At 68.9% G+C, this 22589-nt stretch carries 16 protein-coding genes and 1 pseudogene; 15 read left to right on the forward strand and 2 right to left on the reverse strand.

From position 1 onward, the window contains the following. A pseudogene (locus V6B97_RS07550) lies at positions 1-85 on the reverse strand (IS1595 family transposase); the annotation flags it as partial. 153 nt (positions 86-238) lie between these two features. Here V6B97_RS07550 and V6B97_RS07555 point away from each other — a divergent pair. The 12 genes from V6B97_RS07555 (at position 239) to V6B97_RS07610 (ending at position 17636) form a co-directional block, all read left to right on the forward strand. Beyond that, on the forward strand, positions 239-2662 hold the full coding sequence (locus V6B97_RS07555; RefSeq protein WP_333505962.1) for a methyl-accepting chemotaxis protein: 2424 nt from the start codon (positions 239-241) through the stop codon (positions 2660-2662). 579 nt (positions 2663-3241) lie between these two features. Beyond that, positions 3242-3526, forward strand: coding sequence for a helix-turn-helix domain-containing protein (locus tag V6B97_RS07560; protein ID WP_333505891.1), 285 nt, complete (start codon positions 3242-3244; stop codon positions 3524-3526). A gap of 10 nt (positions 3527-3536) precedes the next feature. Then, positions 3537-3929, forward strand: a complete 393-nt coding sequence (locus tag V6B97_RS07565; protein WP_333505892.1) for a hypothetical protein — start codon at positions 3537-3539, stop codon at positions 3927-3929. A gap of 454 nt (positions 3930-4383) precedes the next feature. Next, the gene (locus tag V6B97_RS07570) at positions 4384-4698 is read left to right on the forward strand and encodes an isoamylase early set domain-containing protein (RefSeq protein WP_333505893.1); all 315 of its coding nucleotides are present in this window, start codon (positions 4384-4386) and stop codon (positions 4696-4698) included. 431 nt (positions 4699-5129) lie between these two features. Further along, on the forward strand, positions 5130-5891 hold the full coding sequence (locus V6B97_RS07575) for a hypothetical protein (protein WP_333505894.1): 762 nt from the start codon (positions 5130-5132) through the stop codon (positions 5889-5891). A gap of 47 nt (positions 5892-5938) precedes the next feature. Continuing rightward, positions 5939-6715, forward strand: a complete 777-nt coding sequence (locus V6B97_RS07580; protein WP_333505895.1) for a GGDEF domain-containing protein — start codon at positions 5939-5941, stop codon at positions 6713-6715. A 236-nt stretch (positions 6716-6951) separates the two neighbouring features. Then, positions 6952-9858: an insulinase family protein gene (locus tag V6B97_RS07585; RefSeq protein ID WP_333505896.1), complete on the forward strand. Its 2907-nt coding sequence runs from the start codon at positions 6952-6954 to the stop codon at positions 9856-9858. 416 nt (positions 9859-10274) lie between these two features. Then, entirely contained in the window at positions 10275-10733 is a 459-nt protein-coding gene (locus V6B97_RS07590; protein WP_333505897.1) for a Fur family transcriptional regulator, read from the forward strand. A gap of 364 nt (positions 10734-11097) precedes the next feature. Continuing rightward, on the forward strand, positions 11098-12837 hold the full coding sequence (locus V6B97_RS07595; RefSeq protein ID WP_333505898.1) for a YeiH family protein: 1740 nt from the start codon (positions 11098-11100) through the stop codon (positions 12835-12837). A 59-nt stretch (positions 12838-12896) separates the two neighbouring features. Further along, a complete protein-coding gene (locus tag V6B97_RS07600; RefSeq protein WP_333505899.1) occupies positions 12897-13235 on the forward strand; it encodes a hypothetical protein in 339 nt (112 codons plus the stop codon). A 247-nt stretch (positions 13236-13482) separates the two neighbouring features. Next, positions 13483-16059 carry a c-type heme family protein gene (locus tag V6B97_RS07605; protein WP_333505900.1) on the forward strand — a complete coding sequence of 859 codons (2577 nt, stop codon included), beginning with the start codon at positions 13483-13485 and terminating at the stop codon, positions 16057-16059. After that, positions 16059-17636 (forward strand): sigma-54-dependent transcriptional regulator, encoded by a 1578-nt coding sequence (locus V6B97_RS07610; RefSeq protein WP_333505901.1) that lies wholly within the window; start codon positions 16059-16061, stop codon positions 17634-17636. Before V6B97_RS07605 ends, V6B97_RS07610 begins: the two co-directional genes overlap by 1 nt. Before the next feature lie 57 nt (positions 17637-17693). Here the strand turns inward: V6B97_RS07610 and V6B97_RS07615 are convergent, their stop codons facing one another. Continuing rightward, entirely contained in the window at positions 17694-18596 is a 903-nt protein-coding gene (locus V6B97_RS07615; protein ID WP_333505903.1) for a DMT family transporter, read from the reverse strand. A 404-nt stretch (positions 18597-19000) separates the two neighbouring features. Between V6B97_RS07615 and V6B97_RS07620 the strand changes: the two genes are divergently transcribed. The 3 genes from V6B97_RS07620 (at position 19001) to tyrS (ending at position 22493) form a co-directional block, all read left to right on the forward strand. After that, complete coding sequence (locus tag V6B97_RS07620; RefSeq protein WP_333505963.1) at positions 19001-20293, forward strand: molybdopterin molybdotransferase MoeA; 1293 nt, start codon at positions 19001-19003, stop codon at positions 20291-20293. 15 nt (positions 20294-20308) lie between these two features. After that, the gene (locus tag V6B97_RS07625; RefSeq protein ID WP_333505904.1) at positions 20309-21187 is read left to right on the forward strand and encodes a TIGR00282 family metallophosphoesterase; all 879 of its coding nucleotides are present in this window, start codon (positions 20309-20311) and stop codon (positions 21185-21187) included. 97 nt (positions 21188-21284) lie between these two features. After that, entirely contained in the window at positions 21285-22493 is a 1209-nt protein-coding gene (gene tyrS / locus V6B97_RS07630; protein WP_333505905.1) for a tyrosine--tRNA ligase, read from the forward strand. Positions 22494-22589: the final 96 nt, after the last annotated feature.

Consider the following 22589-nt stretch of genomic DNA (forward strand, 5'->3'; position numbering starts at 1 on the left):
CAGTTTTGGTGGCATCAATATCGATGCAAAAGCATTCAGCAATTTTTCCGATTTTGTAGCGGCTTAATTTGCTGTTTTTAAACATGATTCTAGCCTATCAGGGCTTGGCCTGATGGTCTAGAGCCTTCTTATTTTCACGATCTAATGGCCCCGTTGTTTTTTCCGATACGGCAGGTAGGATCAATGGTTCTACCGCGTGCACGGGGGTGCGCGTGGAACTATCAAGACGGGGGTCATGATGGGCATTCGGCAAAAACTCTTTCTTCCCTTCGCGCTGTCCGTACTGTTGCTGGGCGGCGGCGCATACTGGTTCCTGGCGGGCGAACTGACCGACCTGAAGGGCGTCTTCCTGCGCCAGATGGCCCGGGCCAAGGCCAACGAGGTCACCCAGTCGGTGGAACTGCTGGCCGCGCAGGCCCTGGAGCAGGCCGCGCTGTTCTCGCAACTGCCGGAGGTGCAGGCCGCCTACGCGGTGGCGCTTTCCGGCAGGATCGACGACGAGAAGGATCCCATGGCGCAGCAGGCGCGCGAGACGTTGCGCCGCGACCTTGCCGCGCACCTGGCCTCGTTCGAGGCGGTGACCGGACGCAAGTTCAAGCTGCATTTCCACCTGCCCAACGGGCGCAGCCTAGTGCGGCTGTGGAGCAAGAAGCAGATCAAGCGCGACGGCCAGGACATCGACGTTTCCGACGACATTTCCGCCTTCCGCAAGACCGTGGTGGACGTGAACCGCACCGGCCAGCCCATGAAGGGCATCGAGGTGGGGCGCGGCGGCTTCGACATCCGCGGCGTCTCGCCGGTGAAGGGGGCGGATGGCAGGCAGATCGGCTCCGTCGAGGTGCTCATCGAGTTCGCGCCGCTGCTCAAGATCGCCTCCAGCGCCGAGGGCGAGGACGTGCTGCTGTACATGAACGCCTCGCTGGGCTCGCTGGCCCAGGGCATGAGCGATACCGCCAAGTACCCGCGCGTGGGCAACGACTTCATCTTCGCCGCGGGCAACCCGCAGATTCCCGCCGCCGCGATGGTCACCCCGCAACTGCTCATGGCGGGCAAGCAGGGGCTGACCACGGCCGAGGGCGGCGACACCGCGCTGGTGGCCTTTCCGGTCAAGGATTACCGGGGCGAGCAGGTGGGCGTGTTCGTGCACACCTCGAACATCAGCGGGGCCACGGCCATCTTCGAACGTTTCTCGGGCATCATGCTGGCCGCGCTGGCGGCGCTGCTGGTGGTGCCGGGGGTGGTGTTCTCGGTGCTGGTCTCGCGCTTCGTCACCAGGCCGGTGTCGCGCGTGGTGTCCCTGATCCGCGACATCACCGAGGACCGCGCCAACCTCAACGACCGGCTGGACGATTCCGGCCGCGACGAGATCAGCCAACTGGCCCGGTGGTTCAACCGGCTCATGGGCAAGATAGAGGACATCCTGTGCTCGGTGGAAGGCTACAAGAACGTGGTCAACGCCATCCCCGACCCGGTGTTCGCCGTGGACGACGACTTCAAGATCATCCTCGCCAACACGGCCGTGGCCCGGCTGGCCGGGGTGGACGACGGCGAGAAGGTGCGCGGCCGCCAGTGCAGTTCCATCTTCAACGCCTCCATCTGCGGCACCGAACAGTGTCCCATCAGCCAGGCCATGCGCCTTCAGGGCCGGTTCGAGGCGGACATCGTGGAACTGAACCTGCTGGGCCAGACCCGCTTCGTGCGGCCCTACGGCGACATCGTGCGCGACTGCCACGGCAACAAGGCCGGGTACCTGGAAGTGGCCAGCGACGTGACCGAACTGGTGATGAAGGAACGCGACCTGCACGCCCACATGGAGCGCATGGAAAAGGTCAACGCCGAACTGGCCTCCGTGGCCGGGCAGGTGGCTGACGCCACCGGGGCCATCGAGCGCCAGACCGAGGGCGTGGTGCGCGGCACCGAGAACCAGCGCGGGCTGATCACCGAATCGGTGACCGCCATCGAGCAGATGAACGCCACCATCATGGAGGTGGCGCGCAGCGCCGCCAACGCCTCGCGCCAGGCGGACGGCGGGCAGGCCCGCGCCCGCGAGGGGGCGCAGGTGGTGGAAGACGCCGTGGCCGCCATCGGCCAGGTCAGCGACCTTACCGGCGTGCTGCGCGGCAACCTGGGCGAACTGGGACGGCAGGCGGAATCCATCGGCCAGATCATGAACGTGATCTCGGACATCGCGGACCAGACCAACCTGCTGGCGCTGAACGCGGCCATCGAGGCGGCCCGCGCCGGTGACGCCGGGCGCGGCTTCGCCGTCGTCGCCGACGAGGTGCGCAAGCTGGCCGAAAAGACCATGAACGCCACGCAGGAAGTGCGCCGGTCCATAGAGACCATCCAGTCCGGGGCCGCGCGCAACATCGCCAGCATGGAAGAGGTGGCCGGGGCCGTGGACAACGCCACGTCGCTGGCGGGCCGCTCGGGCGATGCGCTGCGCGAGATCGTGGCGCTGGTCAACGACACTTCGGCGCAGGTCACGTCCATCGCCACGGCGGCGGAGGAACAGTCCGCCGCCAGCGAGGAGATCACCCGCAGCGTGACCCAGGTCAGCAACCTGTCCGACGACACGGCACGGCGCATGGAAGAGGCGGCGCGGGCCATCAACGATCTTGGCGCGCTGGCCGCGCGCCTGCGCGAGATCGTGCAGGGCTGACACCGGCGCGGTGCATGATTCGACAGGCCCGCTCCCGCAGGGGGGCGGGCCTTTTCGCGTCCTGAAGTCGGGGCGGGGAAGGAGCGCCAACGTGGTGATGGCAGCCGGGGGCGGGCCTGGATGATCATGTACAGCCATGCGCGAACGTGAGCCGTCATGTACGATCATGGGCGGCCTTGCATGGCCGGGAACGGTCTTGCACAGCCGGGAACAGCCTTGGACAGGCTTGGCCGCGTGATGGCGGACGAAAGTGACAAAGGGTCATTTCCGGTAAATCATGGTGGTGCGTGTGCGCACGGAGTGGAGTATTGTTGACACCAGTTGATTGTCGGTGCTAGTCCGAGCAGGAGATGGGCGAAGGCCGGAACATTCCGGCCCCCCCACGGACCATGCGGGGCCGCCATGCGGCGCCGGGGGAGGCATGGCAGGTCGCCGTCCGCCGCGCGGGCACGCGGCGCGCGGCCCAATGGCGAGTGCCGGATGGTGGGTGCCCCGTGCGCCGGAGCGGGCCGTGGCGCCTGCAAGTGTCCGCATCTGCCTGCATGCGCATGCATGCGCCACATGCGTAAGGACGCGCGAATGGCCAAGACCACCTTTACCCTTGCGGAAGCGGCGGTTCTCCTGAGCTGTCACAAGGAGACGCTTCGCCGCGCCATCAAGGACGGCACGTTGCGGGCTGCCCGCCTGGGGCGCGGCTACCGCATATCGCGCAGTGACCTGGAAGCCTTCTGGACCGCGCAGGGCGGCGGCGCCCTGTTCGGCGACGGAGAATCCCCGGCGGACACGCCGCCCGCGGAACGCCCGGCGCCGGCCAAGGCCAGGAAACCGGAAGGCCCCCGACAGCTAACCCTTCCCACATCGTGAGGAGGCGCGCATGGGTTCGGACATGACCTGCAGGGCGATGGAAGACATTTCACTGCGCAACGACGCGGGCCACGACATCGCGTTCAAGGGCCGCCTGTTCTCCGAATGCTCGTGGTACGACGACGAGACCGGCGTGCTCACCCGCCAGAAGCTCTACGTCACCGAGGACAACGAGCAGATCTACTACATCGTCTCCGGCAGCGGGGCCGCGCGCAGCCGCCGCGCCTACCGCCTGCGCGTGGAAGGCGACCGTTGCGTCATCAACAACGGCCGGTGCGACATGTCCATGCAACTCGACATGCTGCTGCTGGCCGTGCGCGGCCTGTGCGGGCTGGATGCGGCCCCGTCCGACGCGGCCCTGCTGGCCAGCGTGGAGGAAACGCTGAAGGCCGCCAACGGCTGAACCCCGTGAGCCCGCGGCCCTCGGGAGAGGATGCCGCCTCGCGGTCCGGCGGTCCCCCCCGGCGGCTGCGACGTCCATATTTCGTGATTGCGCGCGCGCACGTTCCGGCAGGGCCGGGGAGTGCGCGTTTCGCGTTGTGCGGGGGCGCACCGCGCGCCGTGGGGGGAGCGGAATCGCTCGCATATGCACGCAATACGGGGGCGGCCGGAGGAGGCCAGGGCGACCGCGACCGGGCTGCGCGCGCCCGCCCGGCCCGGCTAAACGCCGCGTCGGCCGGCATCCCGTTGTCCCGGCGTCCGGATGCGCCCCCGGCTGGAAATTGCGCCCGGCGTGGCCTCCGGGGCCGTCATTCACCGGGGTTGCCTTTTCCGGCATATAATGTTCCTGTCACAAGTCCGGGTATCCCTTTGACGACAGTGCCCCGGTTTGCGACCGGGCACCATGGAGGAAAGCCATGGCATTGACCAAGCAGTTCCTGAAGAGCAGGCCCGTCTGCAAGGTGAAGTTCCGCCTGGAGGCGGACGAGGTGGGGCAGGCCACCGAGGTCTTCCTGGTGGGCGAATTCAACGACTGGGACGAGCGGGCCACCCCCATGCGCCGCCTGAAGGACGGTGGGTTCACCGCCGAGGTGGAACTGGAGACGGGGCGCGAATACCGCTTCCGTTACCTGCTGGCGGGTGGCGCATCCGGCTGGCTCAACGACGGCCGGGCCGACAGCTACGAGTACTGCCCCTTCGCGGGCACCGACAATTCGCTGGTCAACGTCTAGCGTCCCGCCCGGCTGGACGGCCTTTGCGCCGTCCGTTCCGCCGGGCGGGGTCCGCCCCCTCGCCTTTGGCGTTCTTTTCCCCCCTCGCCTTTGCCTCCGTGCCGCCCCCCTCAGGGGCGCGTGCGCCCGTGAGTGACAGTCGCGTGCGCCCGTGGATAACGGGCGCTTGCGTCAGTGGATGACGGGCGCTTGTGCCTTGCGTCGGGACCGGCATGCGGCGGCTGCATGGCCTCGCGCGTTCCGTGGTCACGCATTCCCCTCTACGCGTGTCCATGGCTGCGGCCTGCCGCTTCGCCCGGCCTGAAATCCGCCCGCGACATGCCCGGATGTTTCACGCCTCTCCTTGTCAACTGCCCGAAACGGTTGTATCATTACAGGAAAGAACCAGCCGGGGGGCGGAACGCCGTGACCATGCAGGGGCGGAAGGTGCCATGTCGCAGACCGCATCGCAGAGCATCAGGGATTTCGACCTCCTCGAAATGCCCATGGAAGGGGTGGCCGCCTACTGGCTCTCCCTGAAGAAGCTGGTGGGCAACCGCCGCAACTTCAAGGGGCTGGACCAGGAGGCGGAATTCACCTCCGAGCCCTTCGTGCGGCACCTGTTGGAAATCACCTTCAGCGGCGACATGGGCGAAGACCGCGTGCGCCGCTGCGCCGCCGCGCGGGGCGACCTCTTGCGCGGCGAACTGGACCGGCGGCTGGACCTGATGCGCGTGGCCGTCATGGACGTGGCCGGGGGCGAAAACCCCCTGCGCACCATGGCCCGCATCGCCGCCCTGTATCCTTCCCCGCCCATCACCACCGACAAGGCCTTGGGCTATGCGCAGGAACTCTTGCGCCAGGCCGGGGAAAAGCCCCCCGCCGAACGGTTCTTCGACGTGTCCCACCGGTTGCAGGACGACAGGCTCATCGTGGCCCTGCTGTTCTACGTCCTGCTTTCCCGCCATCATGGCAGGATGGCCTGCCGTCCCTTTCTCGAACACATGGGCTCGCGCTTCTTCGCCGACGGCATGTCCCTGGTGGCCGATGGCTTTGACGCGCCCTTCGTGCGCAAGTGGCTGAAAAAGCATAAGCAGGTGTTGCTGGACGACGTGCGCGACAAGATGGCCATGTCGGTGGAACTGGCCTTGGGCATCAAGGCCCGGCTGGGCTACGACGACGTGTTTCGCATTGCGCGGTCCTACATGCGCTAGGGGCTGTTTTTCACAGTCCAACGGGGGCGCCCAACGCGGGGTGGATCATGGCCGGCAACGGCGGGGGCGGTGCACGGAAGCCGAAGGCACGGCTGCTGCGGCTGGTCCAGGGGGCCGCGCTGGGGCTCGGCGCGCCGCTGGGCTGGCAACTGCTGCGCTGGCTGTTCGACCTGACGCCCACTCACCCCCGGTACGAACTGGTGCTCGACGTGTACATGGCCGTGGGCGGGGTGCTGGTGTTCGCCGTGTTCGGCTACCACCTGGGCCGCAAGGAACAGCACCTGGAACGCCTGACCCTGGTGGACCCCCTGACCTCGCTGTACAACCGCAGGCATTTCGAGCTGATGCTGGAAACCGAGTTCGCCCGGCACCTGCGCGACGGCACCGACCTTTCGCTGTTGATGCTGGACCTGGACCACTTCAAGCAGGTCAACGACACCTGGGGCCACCAGGAGGGCGACCGGGTGCTGACGACCCTGGCGGGCATCCTGCGGGCGGGACTGCGCGCCCAGGATGTGGCCGCGCGGGTGGGCGGCGAGGAGTTCGCGGTGATCATGCCCGGCGTGGGCGGCGCGGGGGCCATGACCGCCGCCGAACGGCTGCGCTGCGCCGTGCGCGACGGCACCTTCGTGGTGGGGCCGGGCACGCGCATTCCGGTGCGCATCTCCATCGGGGTGGCCAGCACCGAGCGGCTGGCCGTCTCCGGGCCGTCGGAACTGTTCCGCCTGGCGGACGACGCCCTGTACCGGGCCAAGGGCCTGGGCCGCGACCGGGTGGAGCCCGCGTGGCCGGGCGGCGCGGAAGATGGGCCGGGTTCCTGCTGAGGACCGTCCGTTTCATTTTCCTCGCGGGTCCGGCTCCCTGGCGGTCCCGGTTGCCATGACGCCGCGAAATGTTCATGGTACAAGGCTGCGGGGCGTCGGCGCGCCACGCGGAACCCCACAGTTCCATCCGCGCCTGTCCGGCCAGACCGTCTCAGGGCCACGCCGCACTCGGGCATGCCGCCCTCGGGCTTGGCCACGCCCCGGTCATGACACCCCCCTACGGAGGAATCCCACGCATGCAATCCCACGGGTTCGATCTCGTTTTCGAACGTACCGTCCATGAACTGAACAGCCGCATCCGCCTGTGGCGCCACGGAGCCACCGGCGCGCAACTGCTTTCCTGCTGCAACGCCGACGAGAACAAGGTCTTCGGCGTCACCTTCCGCACGCCGCCCTCCGACTCCACCGGGGTGGCCCACATCCTCGAACATTCGGTGCTCTGCGGGTCCGAGAAGTACCCGGTCAAGGAGCCCTTCGTGGAACTGCTGAAGGGCTCGCTGCAAACCTTCCTCAACGCCTTCACCTACCCGGACAAGACCTGCTACCCGGTGGCCTCGGCCAACCTCCAGGACTTCCGCAACCTGGTGGACGTGTATCTGGACGCGGTGTTCTTTCCGCGCATCACCGAGGAAATCTTCCGGCAGGAGGGCTGGCACATCGAGGCCGACGCGCCGGAAGGCCCCTTCGCCTACAAGGGCGTGGTCTACAACGAGATGAAGGGCGTCTATTCCTCGCCGGAATCCATCCTGTCCGAGCAGTCGCAGCAGGCGCTGTTCCCCGACATCACCTACGGGCTCGATTCCGGCGGCAACCCGGAGCATATCCCCGACCTGACCTACGAGCAGTTCGCGGGCTTCCACGCCAGCTACTACCACCCCTCCAACGCCCGCTTCTTCTTCTGGGGCGACGACCCGGAAGACGACCGGCTGGCCTGCCTGGCCGGGGTGCTGGCCCGCTTCGACCGCATCGAGGTGGAGTCCGCCGTGCCCTTGCAGCCCCGCTCCGATACGCCGCGCATGCTCGAGGTGGGCTACGCCGCCTCCGAGGGCGACGACCGGGGCATGGTGACCATGAACTGGCTGCTGTGCGAAACCGCCGACGTGGAACGCAACTTCGCCTTCGAGATGTTGGAGCACATCCTGCTGGGCCTGCCCGGCTCGCCCCTGCGGCGCGCGCTGATCGAATCGGGCCTGGGCGAGGACGTGGCCGGGGTGGGTCTGGAAAGCGACCTGCGCCAGATGTACTTTTCCGTGGGGCTCAAGGGCATCGACCCGGCGGACGCCTCCAGCGTGGAAATGCTGATCATGGAAACCCTGGCCGACCTGGCCGGGGAGGGCCTGCCCGCCGACGCCGTGGAGGCCGCCGTGAACAGCGTGGAATTCGCCCTGCGCGAGAACAATTCCGGCCGCTACCCGGTGGGCCTTGCGGTGATGGTGCGCAGCCTGACCACCTGGCTGTACGACGAGGACCCGCTGGCCCTGCTGGAATGGGAAAAGCCCTTGGCGGCCATCAAGGCGCGCATCGCCTCGGGCGAGCGGTACTTCGAAGGGCTGATCCGCGACTGGCTGCTGGACAACCAGCACGTGGCCACGGTGCTGCTGACCCCCGAACGCGGGCTGGCCGAACGGCGCGAGGCCGCCGAGGCCGCCCGGCTGGAGGCTTATCGGCAGGGCCTGCGCCAGTGCGAACGGGTGGCCCTGGTGGAGGAAACCCGCGCCCTGCGCACCTTGCAGGAGGCCCCGGACAGCCTGGATGCCCTGGCCACCATCCCCGGCCTGAAGCTGGAAGACCTGCCCGGGGAAAACCGCCCCATCCCCAGCGAGGACAGGGAGGCGGGCGCGGTGCCCGTGCTGTTCCACGACCTGGACACCTCGGACATCGCCTACACCGAGACCACCTTCGACCTTTCGGCCGTGCCCGCGCGTCTGGTGCCCCTGGTGCCGCTGTTCGGCCGCGCCCTGTTCGAGATGGGCACCGCCAGGCGCGACTTCGTGGACCTTGGCATGCGCATCGCCCGCAAGACGGGCGGCATGGACGCGGACACCCTGTTCGCCACCACCCTGGGCGCGCGTCAGCCCGTGGCGCGGCTGGTGGTGCACGGCAAGGCTACCTACGACAAGGTGCCCGCGCTGTACGACATCCTGTCCGAAGTGCTGCTGGAGGCCAGGTTCGACGACCGGGAACGCTTCCAGCGCATGGTGCTGGAGGAAAAGGCCCGGCAGGAGCACGTGCTGGCGCCGTCCGGCCACGGCATCGTCATGGCCCGGCTGCGCGCGGGCTACAACGCGGCGGGCTGGCTGGACGAAGTCACTACCGGCGTGTCGTATCTGGTCTTTTTGCGCACCCTGGCCGAGCGCATGGAAAAGGACTGGGACGGCGTGCTGGCCGACCTCACGGCCCTGCGCGGGCTGGTCCTGCGCCGTTCCGGCTGCCTGATGAACCTCACCGCCGACGCGGAGGGCGGGCGCATCGCGTCCGGCCCGGCCGCCGCCCTGGCCGGGGCGCTGCCTGATGCGCCTGCTGCGCTAGCTGTGGCCGAGTGGCACCCCCAAGGCACCCCGGTCGAGGCAGAAGCGTTGGTCATGCCCGCGCAGGTCAACTACGTGGGCAAGGCGGCGGACCTGTACGGGCTCGGCTACGCCTACCACGGCTCGGCCAACGTGGTGTTCAAGCATCTGCGCATGGCCTTCCTGTGGGACCGGGTGCGCGTGCAGGGCGGGGCCTACGGCGCGTTCTGCGCCTTCGACCGGGCCAGCGGCCTGCTGACCCAGGTTTCGTACCGCGACCCCAACGTGGCCGCCACGCTGGACGTGTACGACGCCACGGCCGACTACCTGCGCCGGGTCTCGCTGTCGTCCACGGAACTGGCCAACGCCATCGTGGGCGCCATCGGCGACGTGGACAAGCACATGCTGCCCGACGCCAAGGGGGCGGCCGCGCTATACCGCCGCCTGGCGGGCGATTCCGACGCGGCGCGCCAGCAGATGCGCGACGAGATCCTTTCCACCACCAACGACCACTTCCGCGCCCTGGCCGACGTCATGGCCGGGGCGGCCCGCACGGGCCGGGTGGCGGTGCTGGGCGGCGCGGCGCTGGAGCGCGTGGCGGGTGAGCGGGGCTGGCGCGTGGAGCGGGTGCTCTAGCCCTGACTTGTCTTTTCGCCCGTTGACTTCCGACCCGAAGGGCGCGAAGCGTGGCCGTTGGGCGAGCTTGCGAGCCCTACGGACATCGTGCGCAACGAGGTCAAACTTCGCCTGCCATGGCTTTGCTGTCCTTATCCGTAAGATTCGCTTCGCTCACCTAACGGCTAAGGCTCGGTCGAATACGAGAAGAGCGCGTTGCGGCCCTCATCCGTAAGGCTCGAAGACTCGCCAACGGCTGAGGCATACTCCCTCATGGCAGGCTCGTTTTCCTTGTCAACGGACGAAAATTCTGCGTTAGGGGGGCTTCCGGCAGGCCGTTCCGGTCCCCGTTGTTCCTGCCACTGTATCGTCCTGTTGCACTGGCCGGGCACACGGTATAGGAACAGCCTGACCACGCCCACATAGCGAGGAGACCCATGAAGCAAGCCATAGACGTGTTTCACGAGTACATCGCCCGCAACGGCCTGAAGGTCACGCCGCAACGCATGCTCATCGTCGAGGTGTTCATGAGCGCCGGTGGACACCTGACCACGGAAGAACTGTACGAGCGGGTCAAGGCCGTGGACCCCTCGGTGGGTCAGGCCACGGTGTACCGCACCATGAAGCTGCTGTGCGATTCCGGCCTGGCCAAGGAAGTGCACTTCGGCGACGGGGTGGCCCGCTACGAGCAGAAGTACGGCAGCAAGCACCACGATCACCTCATCTGCGAAGCCTGCGGCGAGAACATCGAAGTGCTGGACGACGAGATAGAACGGCTGCAGGAGGATCTTGCGCGCCGCCACGGCTACGTGCTGACCTCGCACCGCATGTACCTGTTCGGGGTGTGCGGCAAGTGCCGCTCGGACGGAAAGCGCCGCCCCCCGCGCGAGGACTGAGCGTCCGATTCCCCGAGTCGACTCCCCGGACCGGGTTCCCGGCCCGGCCGCCGCGCTCCATTTCCCACGCCGTATCCCGGCCGCCAGGCCGGCTGTTCACGAACACCGCACCGGCAACATCAGCGGGCCGCCCCTTGGGGCGGCCCGCTCGCGTTGCATACCCGGGGAGGCACCGGAAAATGGAAACCGGACTTTGCACCGATAACCACGGTTGTCATCCCGAAGAGAGGGGTGCTTCTGTAACCTGGTGAAATAAAAAAATACATGCTGCTCCATGGGTCTGGCACGCCTCTTGATTAGCAAGGGATGCCCGCCATCCGCACTGCCGGCGGTGGCGGCAAACCGCAAGGAGGAGCATCGGAACATGGCAACCAACGACAGCAACGTCGTCGTCGACCACGGGCAATCGCGCCTGTCCGACCTGTGGACCAAGGAAGACTACTGGGCCATCTGGCTCGGCTTCGTCATCATCATCGCGGGCATCTGCATCTACCTGCTGAATCCCCCGGCGGAATACGGCGAAAAGATCGCCAAGGCCAACGCCGTCATGGCCGCCGAGGCGCAGCGCGCGCCGTTCAAGACCATGGCCTACTACAAGGCGCAGGACGACAAGGCCAAGGTCAAGGCCATGGACAGCCCCACGGGCAAGGCCATTTCCGCCTTCCTGAAAAAACCGGGCGGGTGGAGCGGCAATCCCCTCGATTCCTTCTACGTGAGCAAGGCCGCCGCGGACGCCAAGGCCGCCGCCAACGCCGAGAAGGCCGTGGAAGCCAAGGGCAAGGCCGAAGCCGCCATGGCGGCCGCCGTGGCCGCGGAAAAGGCCGCCGCTGACGCCGCCTTCGCCGACGCCGGCCTGAACGACGCGGCGCAGGCCAAGATCGCCGAATGGCGCGCCGCCGAAGCCAAGTCCAAGTCCGCCGCCGACAAGGCCAAGTCCAAGCCCATGAACCTGCTGACCAGCCTGCCGCTGCTCATGGTGGGCATGGGACTGTTCTTCGCCATCGGCATGAAGTTCATGGGCAAGTCGGTGCCCGGTTTCCTCGCGGGCTTCATCGGCGTGTTCGCGGTGGCGTGCCTGGCCACCATGATGGGCAGCCAGTCCACCATGAAGTACTGGGGCATCGGCACCGAGGCGTGGGCCATCATCATCGGCATGCTCATCGCCAACACCGTGGGCACCCCCAAGTGGATCAAGCCCGCCCTTGAGGTGGAATACTTCATCAAGACCGGCCTCGTGCTGCTGGGTGCCGAAGTGCTGTTCGACAAGATCGTGGCCATCGGCATTCCCGGCATCTTCGTGGCCTGGGTGGTCACCCCCATCGTGCTCATCTGCACCTTCATCTTCGGCCAGCGCATCCTGAAGATGGAATCCAAGACCCTGAACATAACCATCTCGGCCGACATGTCGGTGTGCGGCACCTCCGCCGCCATCGCCACCGCCGCCGCCTGCCGGGCCAAGAAAGAGGAACTGACCCTGGCCATCGGCCTGTCGCTGGTGTTCACCGCCATCATGATGATCGCCATGCCGGCCTTCATCAAGGCCGTGGGCATGCCCCACATCCTGGGCGGCGCCTGGATGGGCGGCACCATCGACGCCACCGGCGCGGTGGCCGCGGCCGGTGCGTTCCTGGGCGAAAAGGCCCTGTACGTGGCCGCCACCATCAAGATGATCCAGAACGTGCTGATCGGCGTCACCGCCTTCGGCGTGGCCGTGTACTGGTGCACCCGCGTCGAGGCCCGCGAAGGGCATTCGGTGGGCGTGGGCGAGATCTGGCACCGCTTCCCCAAGTTCGTGCTGGGCTTCCTGGCAGCGTCGATCATCTTCTCGCTGATCAGCGGCAACCTCGGCCCGGACATGGGCAAGGCCCTGCTCGACCAGGGCGTGCTGAAGGGCCTTACCGCCTCGGCGCGCGGCTGGTTCTTCTGCCTTGCCTTCACCGCCATCGGCCTGGCCACCAACTTCCGCGAACTGGCCCACTACTTCAAGGGCGGCAAGCCGCTCATCCTGTACGTGTGCGGCCAGAGCTTCAACCTGGTGCTCACGCTGACCATGGCCTACATCATGTTCTACATCGTGTTCCCCGAGATTACCGCAAAGATCTAGGGGACATGCCGGAGCCCGTCCCAATCCGCGGGGGCGGGCTCCCCTTCACGGGAGCCTTCATGCGACAACCGTTGCGTCATACCTTCATCGGGCGGCTTGCCGCCCTTGGCGTTTCCGTGGCGGTGCTGTGGGCGCTGTTCTTCGTTGCGGGGCCGCGCGTGGTGGCGCACCTGCCCGCGTTGCAGCACTACGGCGAGGTGCAGGACATCTACGGCATCCGCAGCGGGCAGTTGTACTACACCGACGTGGAGATGTCGCAGCAGGCGGAGATCAATTCCCGCTCCACCTGGCGGTTCACGCCGACGGGCCCTGCGAAGGGCGGGGAACCCGGCGCCCCCGGGCCGGTTGCGGCCCCGATGGCCGCCGGTCCCGCCGCCGGAACCGCCGTGGCCCGCTGAGGGCCGGAGCCGCATGCCCCGGCCGCGTGCTCCGCTCCGGGGCGCGGGATACCCCGCGTGACCGCCGCGCCCGCCCCGTCCTGCGCGTCCGCCCCGTACTGCCTCTGCCTGTCCGGCCCTGCATGCCCTGTCCGCCGCGCCCGGTCTGCCCGGTTCGGGGCGTCTTGACGGGGGGCATGGCGGCGGCTAGGCTGCCGCCATCCCCACTTTTCACCGAGGCGGCCGGTGCCTCCGGCCGTTCCCGCGCATGTACATTCCAAAGCCGCACACCCTTCAGCACAAGTTCCTTGCCGGTCTGGCCGTGGCGGTCATCGGCCTGGGCGGGCTGTTCGCCACCGTGCTGTACATGCACCTGCGCACGGTGCTGGAAGAGGAGGTGCACGCCAAGGCGCGGCTGGTCTTCTCGCAGATCGACGCCATCCAGGGCTTCGTGCGCGAGGCGCTGCGCCCGCGCATGCTGGAGACCCACCCCGGCGAATTCATCATCGAGGCCATGTCCTCGTCGTACATTTCGCGCCAGGTCATGGACCGCATGGATAACGACGGCGCGGGGCACATCTACCGCCGCGTGGCCATGGGCGCGCGCAATCCGGCCTTCGAGGCCACCCCCCACGAGCGGGGGCTGATCAGCCATTTCCGCCTGCACCCGGAACAGTCGCTGTGGACCGGCTACGACACGGTGGGCGGCCAGCAGTATTACGTCATCGCCCGGCCCGTGGCCTTTGCCGCGCCGTGCATGACCTGCCATGGCGACCCGGCGGACGCGCCGCCGCAACTGGTGGAGATGTACGGCGACAGGGGGTTCGGCCAGGAACTGGATGCCATCGCCGGCCTGGACTACGTGGGGGTGCCCGTTTCCGACGCGGTGTCGCACCTGCGCCAGTCCATCACCACCTATTTCGCCTTCCTCATCGTGTGCGCGCTGATCTTCTTCTCTTCGGCCAACGTGGTGTTCCGCGTGCTGGTGGTGCGCAACCTGCGCCGCCTGACCGGGGTGTTTCGCCGTACCCTTGGCGACGGGGGCGACAGGCCCGCCGCGCTCATAGCGCGGCTGGAGCAGGGCGACGAGATCGAGGAACTGGTGGACGGCATCGAGCAGGTGGCCCATCACCTGGCCGACGCCCGCGCCCGCCTGCAAAGCTACGCCGACAATCTGCGCCAGATGGTGGACGAGCGCACCGCCGAACTCTCGCGCGAGGCGGGCGAGCGCCGCGCCGACGTGGACCTGTTCGTGAAGCTGTTCGAGGACATGCGCGGCCTGCGCACCCGCGAGAAGCTGTGGCGCTACGCCCTGCCGCAGGTCGCCCGGCGCTTCGGCGCGCGGCGCATCGCCTACGTGTGCACCTTTGCCTCGCACAATTTCTATGCCTGGCCGGAACGCGACCGTCGGCCCGACCTGCCCGTGCCCCTGGCCGCCGTGCTCACCGGCGGGTGCGCCCTGTTGAGCGACGCTTCCATCTTCGTGCCGGTGGAGGCCCAGGCGGGCGCGGCCGAAGGGCTGCTGTGCCTGGAATGGGACGACGCCGACGACGCGGCGCGCCAGAATCTGGACGTGCTGGCGGCGCTGGGGCGGCAGTTGGGCACCGTGGCCGAAAACCTTTCGGCCCTGGACCGGCTGATGCGCCACATGGACGTGCTCCAGTCGGTGTTCGAGGGCATCCGCGACCCGCTGGCCCTGGTGGACGGTTCGGGTTCGGTGATCATCGCCAACGAGGGGGCGCGGCGGCTGTCGCTGGAACTTTCCGGCGGCTCCGCGCCGTCGGGCGACCTGCTGGCCGCCCTGCGCGGCGGCGGGGCGGGAGGCAACGGGGACGGAGCACGGGCCGGGGCCAGCATGCCCGCCCCGGCACAGGGAGCGGAATCGCGCGAGGTGGTGCTGCCGGGCGGCCGCTCGTTCATGGTCAACCTGTACCCGCTGGCGCGGGGGGCCGACGAGCCGGGCCGGGCGGCGGTCTACGTGCGCGAGACCACGCTGGAAAAGCGCATGTTCGCGCAGGTCAGCCAGAGCGAGAAGATGGTCACCGTGGGCAAGCTGGCCGCCGGCCTCGCCCACGAGATCAACAATCCCCTCGGGGTCATCCTGTGCTACGCCGAACTGCTGCGCCGCAACACCGGCGATGTCCAGCAGCAGGCCGACCTGGACGTGATCCTGCGGCACACCCGGCAGGCCCAGCGCGTGCTGCGCGACCTTCTGAACTTCGCCCGGCCCAAGGCCGCCGGGGTCGCGCCGGCGGACATCGCCCGGGTGGCGCGTTCGGTGGCGGAGGTCTTCGGGGTGCAGGCCGCCAAGAAGTTCGCCACGGTCACGGCGGACACCGAGCCCGATCTGCCCCCGGTTACCGCGGGCGAGCAGGCCCTGGAACAGATTTTCAGCAACCTCGTGCTCAACGCGCTGGACGCGCTGCCCGCCTCGGGCGAGGGCAGGGTGCGCATCCGGGTGCGGCGGGGCGAAAATCCCGGCGAGGTGGTGGCCACCGTGGCCGATTCCGGCACCGGCGTACCCGAACATCTGCGCAAGGATGTGTTCGATCCGTTCTTCACCACCAAGGAAATGGGCACGGGCCTTGGCCTTGCCGTGGTCTACGGCCTGGTGGTGGACGCGGGGGGTAGCGTGACGGCGGGCGACAGCGCCGAGCTTGGCGGGGCGGAATTCACGGTGCGCCTGCCGGTGGTGGGAGCCGTATGCCCCACGCCGCCCGCCGGACCCGTGCCGCTGTCCCTGCCCATTCTGGGCGCGGCGTCGCCCGGCCGCCCGCCCAACTCCCCGCCCGGCCCGGCTGCCGCCTGCCCGGCGGACAGCGCCGCCCCAATCCGGGAGGAATGATGCCCCACAGACCGCGCGTGCTCATCGTGGACGACGAACCGGACTTCGCCCGGGGGCTTTCGCGGCTGGCCGCGGAACTGTTTCCCGAGGTGGAGGTGGCGCAGGCGTTTTCCGGTGCCGAGGCGCTGGACTGCCTGCGCGCGCAGCGGGTGGACGTGCTGATCACCGACCTGCGCATGCCCGGCATGACCGGTCTGCAACTGGTGCCCATGGCGCTGGAACAGGACGCGGACCTGAGTGTGGTGGTGCTGACCGCGCACGGCTCCATCGAGACGGCGGTGGAGGCGTTGCGCGCCGGGGCCTACGACTTCGTGGCCAAGCCCGTGGAGCCGGACCAGTTGGCGCGCGTACTGGGCAAGGGGCTGGAACGCAGCCGCCTGCTGGCGGAAAACCGCCGTCTGCGCGATGTGGTTTCGCTGGGCACCGGCCGCGACGACCTGGTGGGGCAGGGGCAGGCCATGCAGGCCCTGCGCCGCACCATCGCCACCGTGGCCCAGTCGGACTACACCGTGCTGGTGCGGGGCGAATCGGGCACCGGCAAGGAAATGGTGGCCCGCACCATCCACCGGCAGAGCCAGCGCGCGCCCATGCCCTTTCTGGCCGTGAACTGCCCGGCCATTCCGGAACACCTGCTGGAGAGCGAACTGTTCGGCCACGTGCGCGGGGCCTTCACCGGGGCGGAGCGCGACCGCAAGGGGCTGTTCGCCATGGCCGACGGCGGCACCGTGCATCTGGACGAAATCGGGGACATCTCGCAGCCCATCCAGACCAAGCTGCTGCGCTTCCTGCAGGAGGGCGAAATCCGCCCCGTGGGGTCGGGCCGCACCGAAAACGTGGACGTGCGGGTGGTGGCCTCCACCAACCAGGACCTGGAGGCGCGCATGGCCTCGCGCGAATTCCGCGAAGACCTGTTCTACCGGCTCAACGTGGTCACCATCCGGGTGCCCCCCCTGCGCGAGCGGATGGAGGACATCCCCCTGCTGGCGGTCACCTTCCTGCGCAACGCCTGCGACGAACTGGGCCTGCCCCAGAAGACCGTGTCCCCGGACGTGCTCGACCACCTGTCCGGGCGCGACTGGCCGGGCAACGTGCGCGAACTGCAGAACGTGGTGCGTCGGCTGACCCTGTTCTGTACCGGGGACGAACTGGGCATGGACACGGTGCGCCACGTGGCCGTGGGCGGGCATGGCCGCACGGGCGACTGGCTTCGGGCGCGGCAGGCGGGATGCGGGGGGATCGCGGGAGGAGCGGGGGGCAGCGGCGTCGCCGGTGCGCCAGGTACGCCAGTCGCGCCAGGTGTGCAGGTCGCGCCGGGTACGCCGGACGGGGGGCAGGCAGGGGATGCGGCCCGCGCGGGCCGACCAGGCGGCGCTCCGCCTGGCGGGGCCGCCGTGGCGCCGTACAAGATGGCCAAGGCCCGCGTCACCGACCAGTTCACCGAACGCTACCTGCGCGACCTGCTGGCCCAGACCGGCGGCAACGTGTCCGAGGCGGCCCGGCTGTCCGGCCTGTCACGGGTGGCCATCCAGAAGATGCTGGGCAGGCTGGGCATGGACGTGGGGGAATTCCGGGGCTGACCATCGGGAGTGCCGGCCGCCAGCGTCAGAGGCAGAAGCACGGGCCGGATGTGAACCTCACTCGCGCGTGGCCACCAGGATGCCGCCGAGGATCAGCGCGCCGCTCACGAAGTGGGCGGGCGTCACCGGCTCGCCCAGCAGCAGCAGCGCCTCCAGCCCGCTGAACGCGGGCAGCGAGTAGTAGATCAGCGCCGAACGGCTGGGGCCGATGGCCGCGATGGCCAGGTTCCAGCAGCGGTAGGCCACCAGCGACGCCCCCAGCCCCACGTACAGCACGCCGGTCACGGCCTGCGGCGTGAACACGGGGACCGCCCCGGTGGAAAGCTCCCACGCCAGCATGGGCACGATGCACAGCAGGCCCGGAATGAAGGTGGCCATGAGGAACGTGGTCTGCCCCACGCCCGCCGGACGCTTGCGCACCAGCACCGAATACCCCGCGAACAGCATGGAGGCGGCCACCATCCACAGGTCGCCGCTGGTGAAGGTCAGGCTGGCCAGCCGGGCCAGGTCGCCCCGCGTCACCAGCACCACGATGCCGCACACCGCCGTGGCCAGCCCGGCCAGGCGGCGCGCGGTCACGGCCTCGCCCAGGAACATCCGCGAGAACAGGATGATGAAGATGGGCGACGACGTGGCGATGAGCGCCATGTTCAGCGCGGCGGTGGTGCGCCCGGCCACGTAGATGAAGGTGTTGAACACCGAAACGCCCACGAAGCCGGTCACCAGGAAATATACGGGATGGGCCCGCACCACGGGCCATTCGCGGCGCAGCGGGCCGATGCCGAAGGGCAGCAGCGCGCAGGTGGCCACCAGCCACCGCGCGAACGATACGGACACCGGGGGCATGCTGTCGGCCAGCGCGCGGGCCACGATGAAATTGCCGGACCAGATGACGGTGGCCGACAGCGCCAGCAGGACGCCGCGCGTGGCACCGCCCCCGGGGCTTGGGGATGCGTGCATGGGTGTGCTCCGAAAATGAGGAGCATCCTGCCTACGCCGGGGTGGTGGGGGTGTCAAGCGGCCCGGGCGGGGAAGGGCGCCAAGCGGCGCGCCCCCGTCGGCGGGAACGACGGGGGCGCGGGCGGGAGGGGTGCGTAGCTCTCTTGCGGAGCACACCGTGCGGGTCGGTGTTACGATTTTTTAAATCGTATGTATTTGATGTAGCCGTTCATCGAAAGCGTGTCAATCGCCCGGAGCGGATTTCCGTGCGCGGCGTCTCCCTTGCCCGCAACGCCCGCGCGGGGTAGGAGAGGTGTTCACGCCAGCCGTCGCCGCCGCTGGGGGCGGCGCGGCCGTGCGGTTCATTTCGCGTGTGGCGGTGTTGCCCGCCCCGCGCGTGTCAGGAAAAGGAATCACCCGTGACCATGACCGGATTCTTCAACGTCCTTTCGGTGGAGGCGTTCACCGATCTCTTGCGCGCCTTTCCGCCGCTGGGCACGGAGCCCGTGGAGCTGCACCACGCCGACGGCCGCGTGCTGGCCGCCGACGTCATCGCCGCCGAAGACCTGCCCCTCACCGACCGCGCGGGCATGGACGGCTACGCCGTGCGCGCCGCCGATCTGTTCGGGACCACGGAAACCAGCCCCGCCTATCTCGAATGCGACGGCCGGGTGGACATCGAGCACCCCGCCGCCTTTGCCGTGGCCCCTGGCCGCTGCGCCGCCATCGTCACCGGCGGGGTCATGCCCGAAGGCGCCGACGCGGTGATCATGGTGGAGCACACCCACGAACTGGGGGCCTCCACCGTCGAGATGCGCCGCGCCGTGGCCCCCGGCGAAAACGTGATGCTGCGCGGCGAGGACGCCATGGCGGGCGCGCCCGCCCTCGTGACGGGCACCCGGCTGCGCCCGCAGGAAGTGGGCATGCTGGCCGCCGTGGGCGCCACCGGGGTGCGCGTGCACCGGGCGCCGCGCGTGGTCGTCATCTCCACCGGCGACGAACTGGTGCCCCCGGAGGCCACGCCCCGGCCCGGCCAGGTGCGCGACGTGAACAGCCACACCCTGGCCGCGCTGGTGCGCCGGGCCGGGTGCGAGGCGCGCTGCCTGGGCATCGTGCCCGACGAACTGGACGCGTTGGAGGCGGCGCTACGCGAGGGGTTGCGCGACGCCGACGTGGTGCTGCTGTCCGGCGGCAGTTCCGTGGGCGTGCGCGACCTGACCGTGGCTGCCCTGTCGCGCATCGAAGGGGCGGAACTGCTGGCCCACGGCGTGGCCATCAGCCCCGGCAAGCCGACCATTCTTGCCCGCGTGCCTGGGGAAGACGGCGGCTGCCGCGCGGTGTGGGGTCTGCCGGGGCAGGTGACCTCGGCCCAGGTGGTCATGTTCGTGCTGGGGGTGCCCTTCCTGCACCATCTTTCCGGCCGGGCCGACGCCTTCGACCGTTCGCTGTGGCCCGCGCGCCGGGTGCGCCTGGCGCGCAACGTGGCCTCGCGGCAGGGGCGCGAGGACTGGGTGCGGGTACGCATCGAAGCCGCGCCGTGCGATCATGAGGGTATCGGGGGAGACGCCGGAGGCGATGCCGTCCCGCCGTTGGCCGTGCCGCTGCTGGGCAAGTCCGGCCTGTTGCGCACGCTCACCGGGGCGCACGCGCTGGTGCGCATCCCCGCGCGGGCGGAGGGGCTCATCGCAGGTTCAGAGCATGATGCCTACTTGATCTGACGAGCGGAACCATCCATGCGCATCCTCTTCTTCGGCGACATCGTGGGCAAGTCGGGCAGACAGGTCCTGAAGGAACTGCTGCCCGCCCTGCGGCGCGAGCACGCGGCCGACGTGGTCGTGGCCAACGGCGAGAACGCCTCCGGCGGCATCGGCCTGACGGCGGAAACCCTGCGCGAACTGCTCGGCATGGGCATCGACATCCTGACCACCGGCAACCACGTCTGGAAGCACCGCGACCTGTACGGCCCGCTGGACAAGGAACCGCGCCTGCTGCGGCCCGCCAACTACCCGGCGGGCGCGCCGGGGCGCGGCCTTGGCGTGTACGACCTGCCGGGCGGCCATCGTCTGGCCGTGCTGAACCTGTGCGGCACCACCTACATGGACCCGCTGGACTGCCCCTTCCGCACGGCGGAAACCCTGCTGGCCCGGCTGGAGGCGGAGGAGGGCGCACCGGCCGTCAGGCTGGTCGATTTCCACGCCGAGGCCACCAGCGAAAAGAAGGCCCTGGGCTGGTTCCTGGATGGCCGCGTCAGCGCGGTCATCGGCACGCACACCCACGTGCAGACCGCCGACGCCATGCTGCTGCCCGGCGGCACCGCCTACCTCACCGACGCGGGCATGTGCGGGGTGGAGGCCTCGGTGCTGGGCATGGACCACAAGGTCATCGTGGACCGCTTTCTGACCCGGCTGCCGCAGCGCTTTCGCCCGGCCACGGGGCGCGGCTCGCTGAACGGCGTGCTGCTGGACGTGGACGCGGCCACCGGCAGGGCGCGGTCCATCCGCGCGCTGCGCGTGGCCTGCCCGGCGGCGGAACTGCCCGGCGGGGCGGATACGCCCGGCTCCTCCGGTTCACCCGGTTCTCCGGATTCCCCCAGTTATCCCGATTCCCCCTGAACGCCGGCCCCGCCGCCCCCAGCGGCCCCCTATCCGGTTGACACCGCCCGCCATCTCTGGAAGACCGTCCCGATACCATGCAGAGGGGTTGCAGACCATGATCGACATCGACACCCAGTTGGAACGCATCAAGCGCGGCATGGCCGAACTCATCGACGAGGCCGAACTGCGCAAGAAGATCGCGCGCGGCACGCCGCTGCGCGTCAAGGCGGGCTTCGACCCCACCGCGCCGGACCTGCACCTCGGCCACACGGTGCTCATCCACAAGCTGCGCCATTTCCAGGAACTGGGCCACACGGTCATCTTCCTGATCGGCGACTTCACGGGCCAGATCGGCGACCCTTCCGGCCGCTCCGACACCCGCCCGCCGCTGACGCCGGAACAGATCCTGGAAAACGCCGAGACCTACAAGAAGCAGGTCTTCAAGATCCTGGACCCGGAAAAGACCGAGGTGGATTTCAACTCGCGCTGGATGAACGCCTTCTCGGCGGCGGACTTCGTGCGCCTGGCCTCGCGCTATACCGTGGCCCGCATGCTGGAGCGCGACGACTTCGAGAAGCGCTACCGCGAGGGGCGGGCCATCGCCATCCACGAATTCCTGTACCCGCTGGTGCAGGGGTACGACTCCGTGGCCCTGCGCGCCGACGTGGAACTGGGCGGCACCGACCAGAAGTTCAACCTGCTCGTGGGCCGCACGCTCCAGTCGCAGTACGGGCAGGAGCCGCAGTGCATCCTCACCGTGCCGCTTCTCGAAGGGCTGGACGGCGTGAAGAAGATGTCCAAGTCCCTCGGCAACTACGTGGGCATCGACGAGCCGCCGTCCGACATGTTCGGCAAGGTCATGTCCGTGTCCGACGAGCTCATGTGGCGCTACTACGAACTGATCTCCGCCCGCTCGCTGGAGGACATCGCCGACCTGCGGCGCCGCGTGGAAACCGGGCAGGCCCACCCCAAGGCCGTGAAGGAAGACCTGGCCTTCGAGATCACCGCCCGCTACCACGGCGAGGACAAGGCCGCCGAGGCCCGCCAGGGCTTCAACGCCGTGTTCGCCGGCGGCGGCGTGCCCGACGACGCGCCGGAACACGCCTGCGCCCACGGCGAGGACAGCACCCCGCCGGTGTTCCTGGAGGCGGCGGGCCTGGTCAAGTCGCGCGGCGAGGCCAAGCGGCTGATCAAGGAAGGCGCGCTGTCCGTGGACGGCGTGCGCTGCGACGAGGCCCTGGCCCCCCTGGCCCCCGGCAACTACGTGGTCAAGCTGGGCAAGAAGCGCTTCCTGCGCCTGACCGTCACGGCGAGCGGGGGGTAGCCCCGCCGCCGGGCCATTCGCGCAACGCCGCGTTTTCGCAGAGCATTCTCATCGCATCCTCACGCCGCTCCGGTCCGCCGGGGCGGCGTTTTCGCG

It is taken from the genome of Nitratidesulfovibrio sp. 1201_IL3209, from assembly GCF_036763125.1.
GTDB lineage: Bacteria > Desulfobacterota > Desulfovibrionia > Desulfovibrionales > Desulfovibrionaceae > Cupidesulfovibrio.

Coding starts and splice junctions, on each gene's coding strand:
- V6B97_RS07555 (WP_333505962.1), top strand. CDS start 239: ATGGGCATTCGGCAAAAACTCTTTCTTCCCTTCGCGCTGTCCGTACTG.
- V6B97_RS07560 (WP_333505891.1), top strand. CDS start 3,242: ATGGCCAAGACCACCTTTACCCTTGCGGAAGCGGCGGTTCTCCTGAGC.
- V6B97_RS07565 (WP_333505892.1), top strand. CDS start 3,537: ATGGGTTCGGACATGACCTGCAGGGCGATGGAAGACATTTCACTGCGC.
- V6B97_RS07570 (WP_333505893.1), top strand. CDS start 4,384: ATGGCATTGACCAAGCAGTTCCTGAAGAGCAGGCCCGTCTGCAAGGTG.
- V6B97_RS07575 (WP_333505894.1), top strand. CDS start 5,130: ATGTCGCAGACCGCATCGCAGAGCATCAGGGATTTCGACCTCCTCGAA.
- V6B97_RS07580 (WP_333505895.1), top strand. CDS start 5,939: ATGGCCGGCAACGGCGGGGGCGGTGCACGGAAGCCGAAGGCACGGCTG.
- V6B97_RS07585 (WP_333505896.1), top strand. CDS start 6,952: ATGCAATCCCACGGGTTCGATCTCGTTTTCGAACGTACCGTCCATGAA.
- V6B97_RS07590 (WP_333505897.1), top strand. CDS start 10,275: ATGAAGCAAGCCATAGACGTGTTTCACGAGTACATCGCCCGCAACGGC.
- V6B97_RS07595 (WP_333505898.1), top strand. CDS start 11,098: ATGGCAACCAACGACAGCAACGTCGTCGTCGACCACGGGCAATCGCGC.
- V6B97_RS07600 (WP_333505899.1), top strand. CDS start 12,897: ATGCGACAACCGTTGCGTCATACCTTCATCGGGCGGCTTGCCGCCCTT.
- V6B97_RS07605 (WP_333505900.1), top strand. CDS start 13,483: ATGTACATTCCAAAGCCGCACACCCTTCAGCACAAGTTCCTTGCCGGT.
- V6B97_RS07610 (WP_333505901.1), top strand. CDS start 16,059: ATGCCCCACAGACCGCGCGTGCTCATCGTGGACGACGAACCGGACTTC.
- V6B97_RS07615 (WP_333505903.1), bottom strand. CDS start 18,596: ATGCACGCATCCCCAAGCCCCGGGGGCGGTGCCACGCGCGGCGTCCTG.
- V6B97_RS07620 (WP_333505963.1), top strand. CDS start 19,001: ATGACCGGATTCTTCAACGTCCTTTCGGTGGAGGCGTTCACCGATCTC.
- V6B97_RS07625 (WP_333505904.1), top strand. CDS start 20,309: ATGCGCATCCTCTTCTTCGGCGACATCGTGGGCAAGTCGGGCAGACAG.
- tyrS (WP_333505905.1), top strand. CDS start 21,285: ATGATCGACATCGACACCCAGTTGGAACGCATCAAGCGCGGCATGGCC.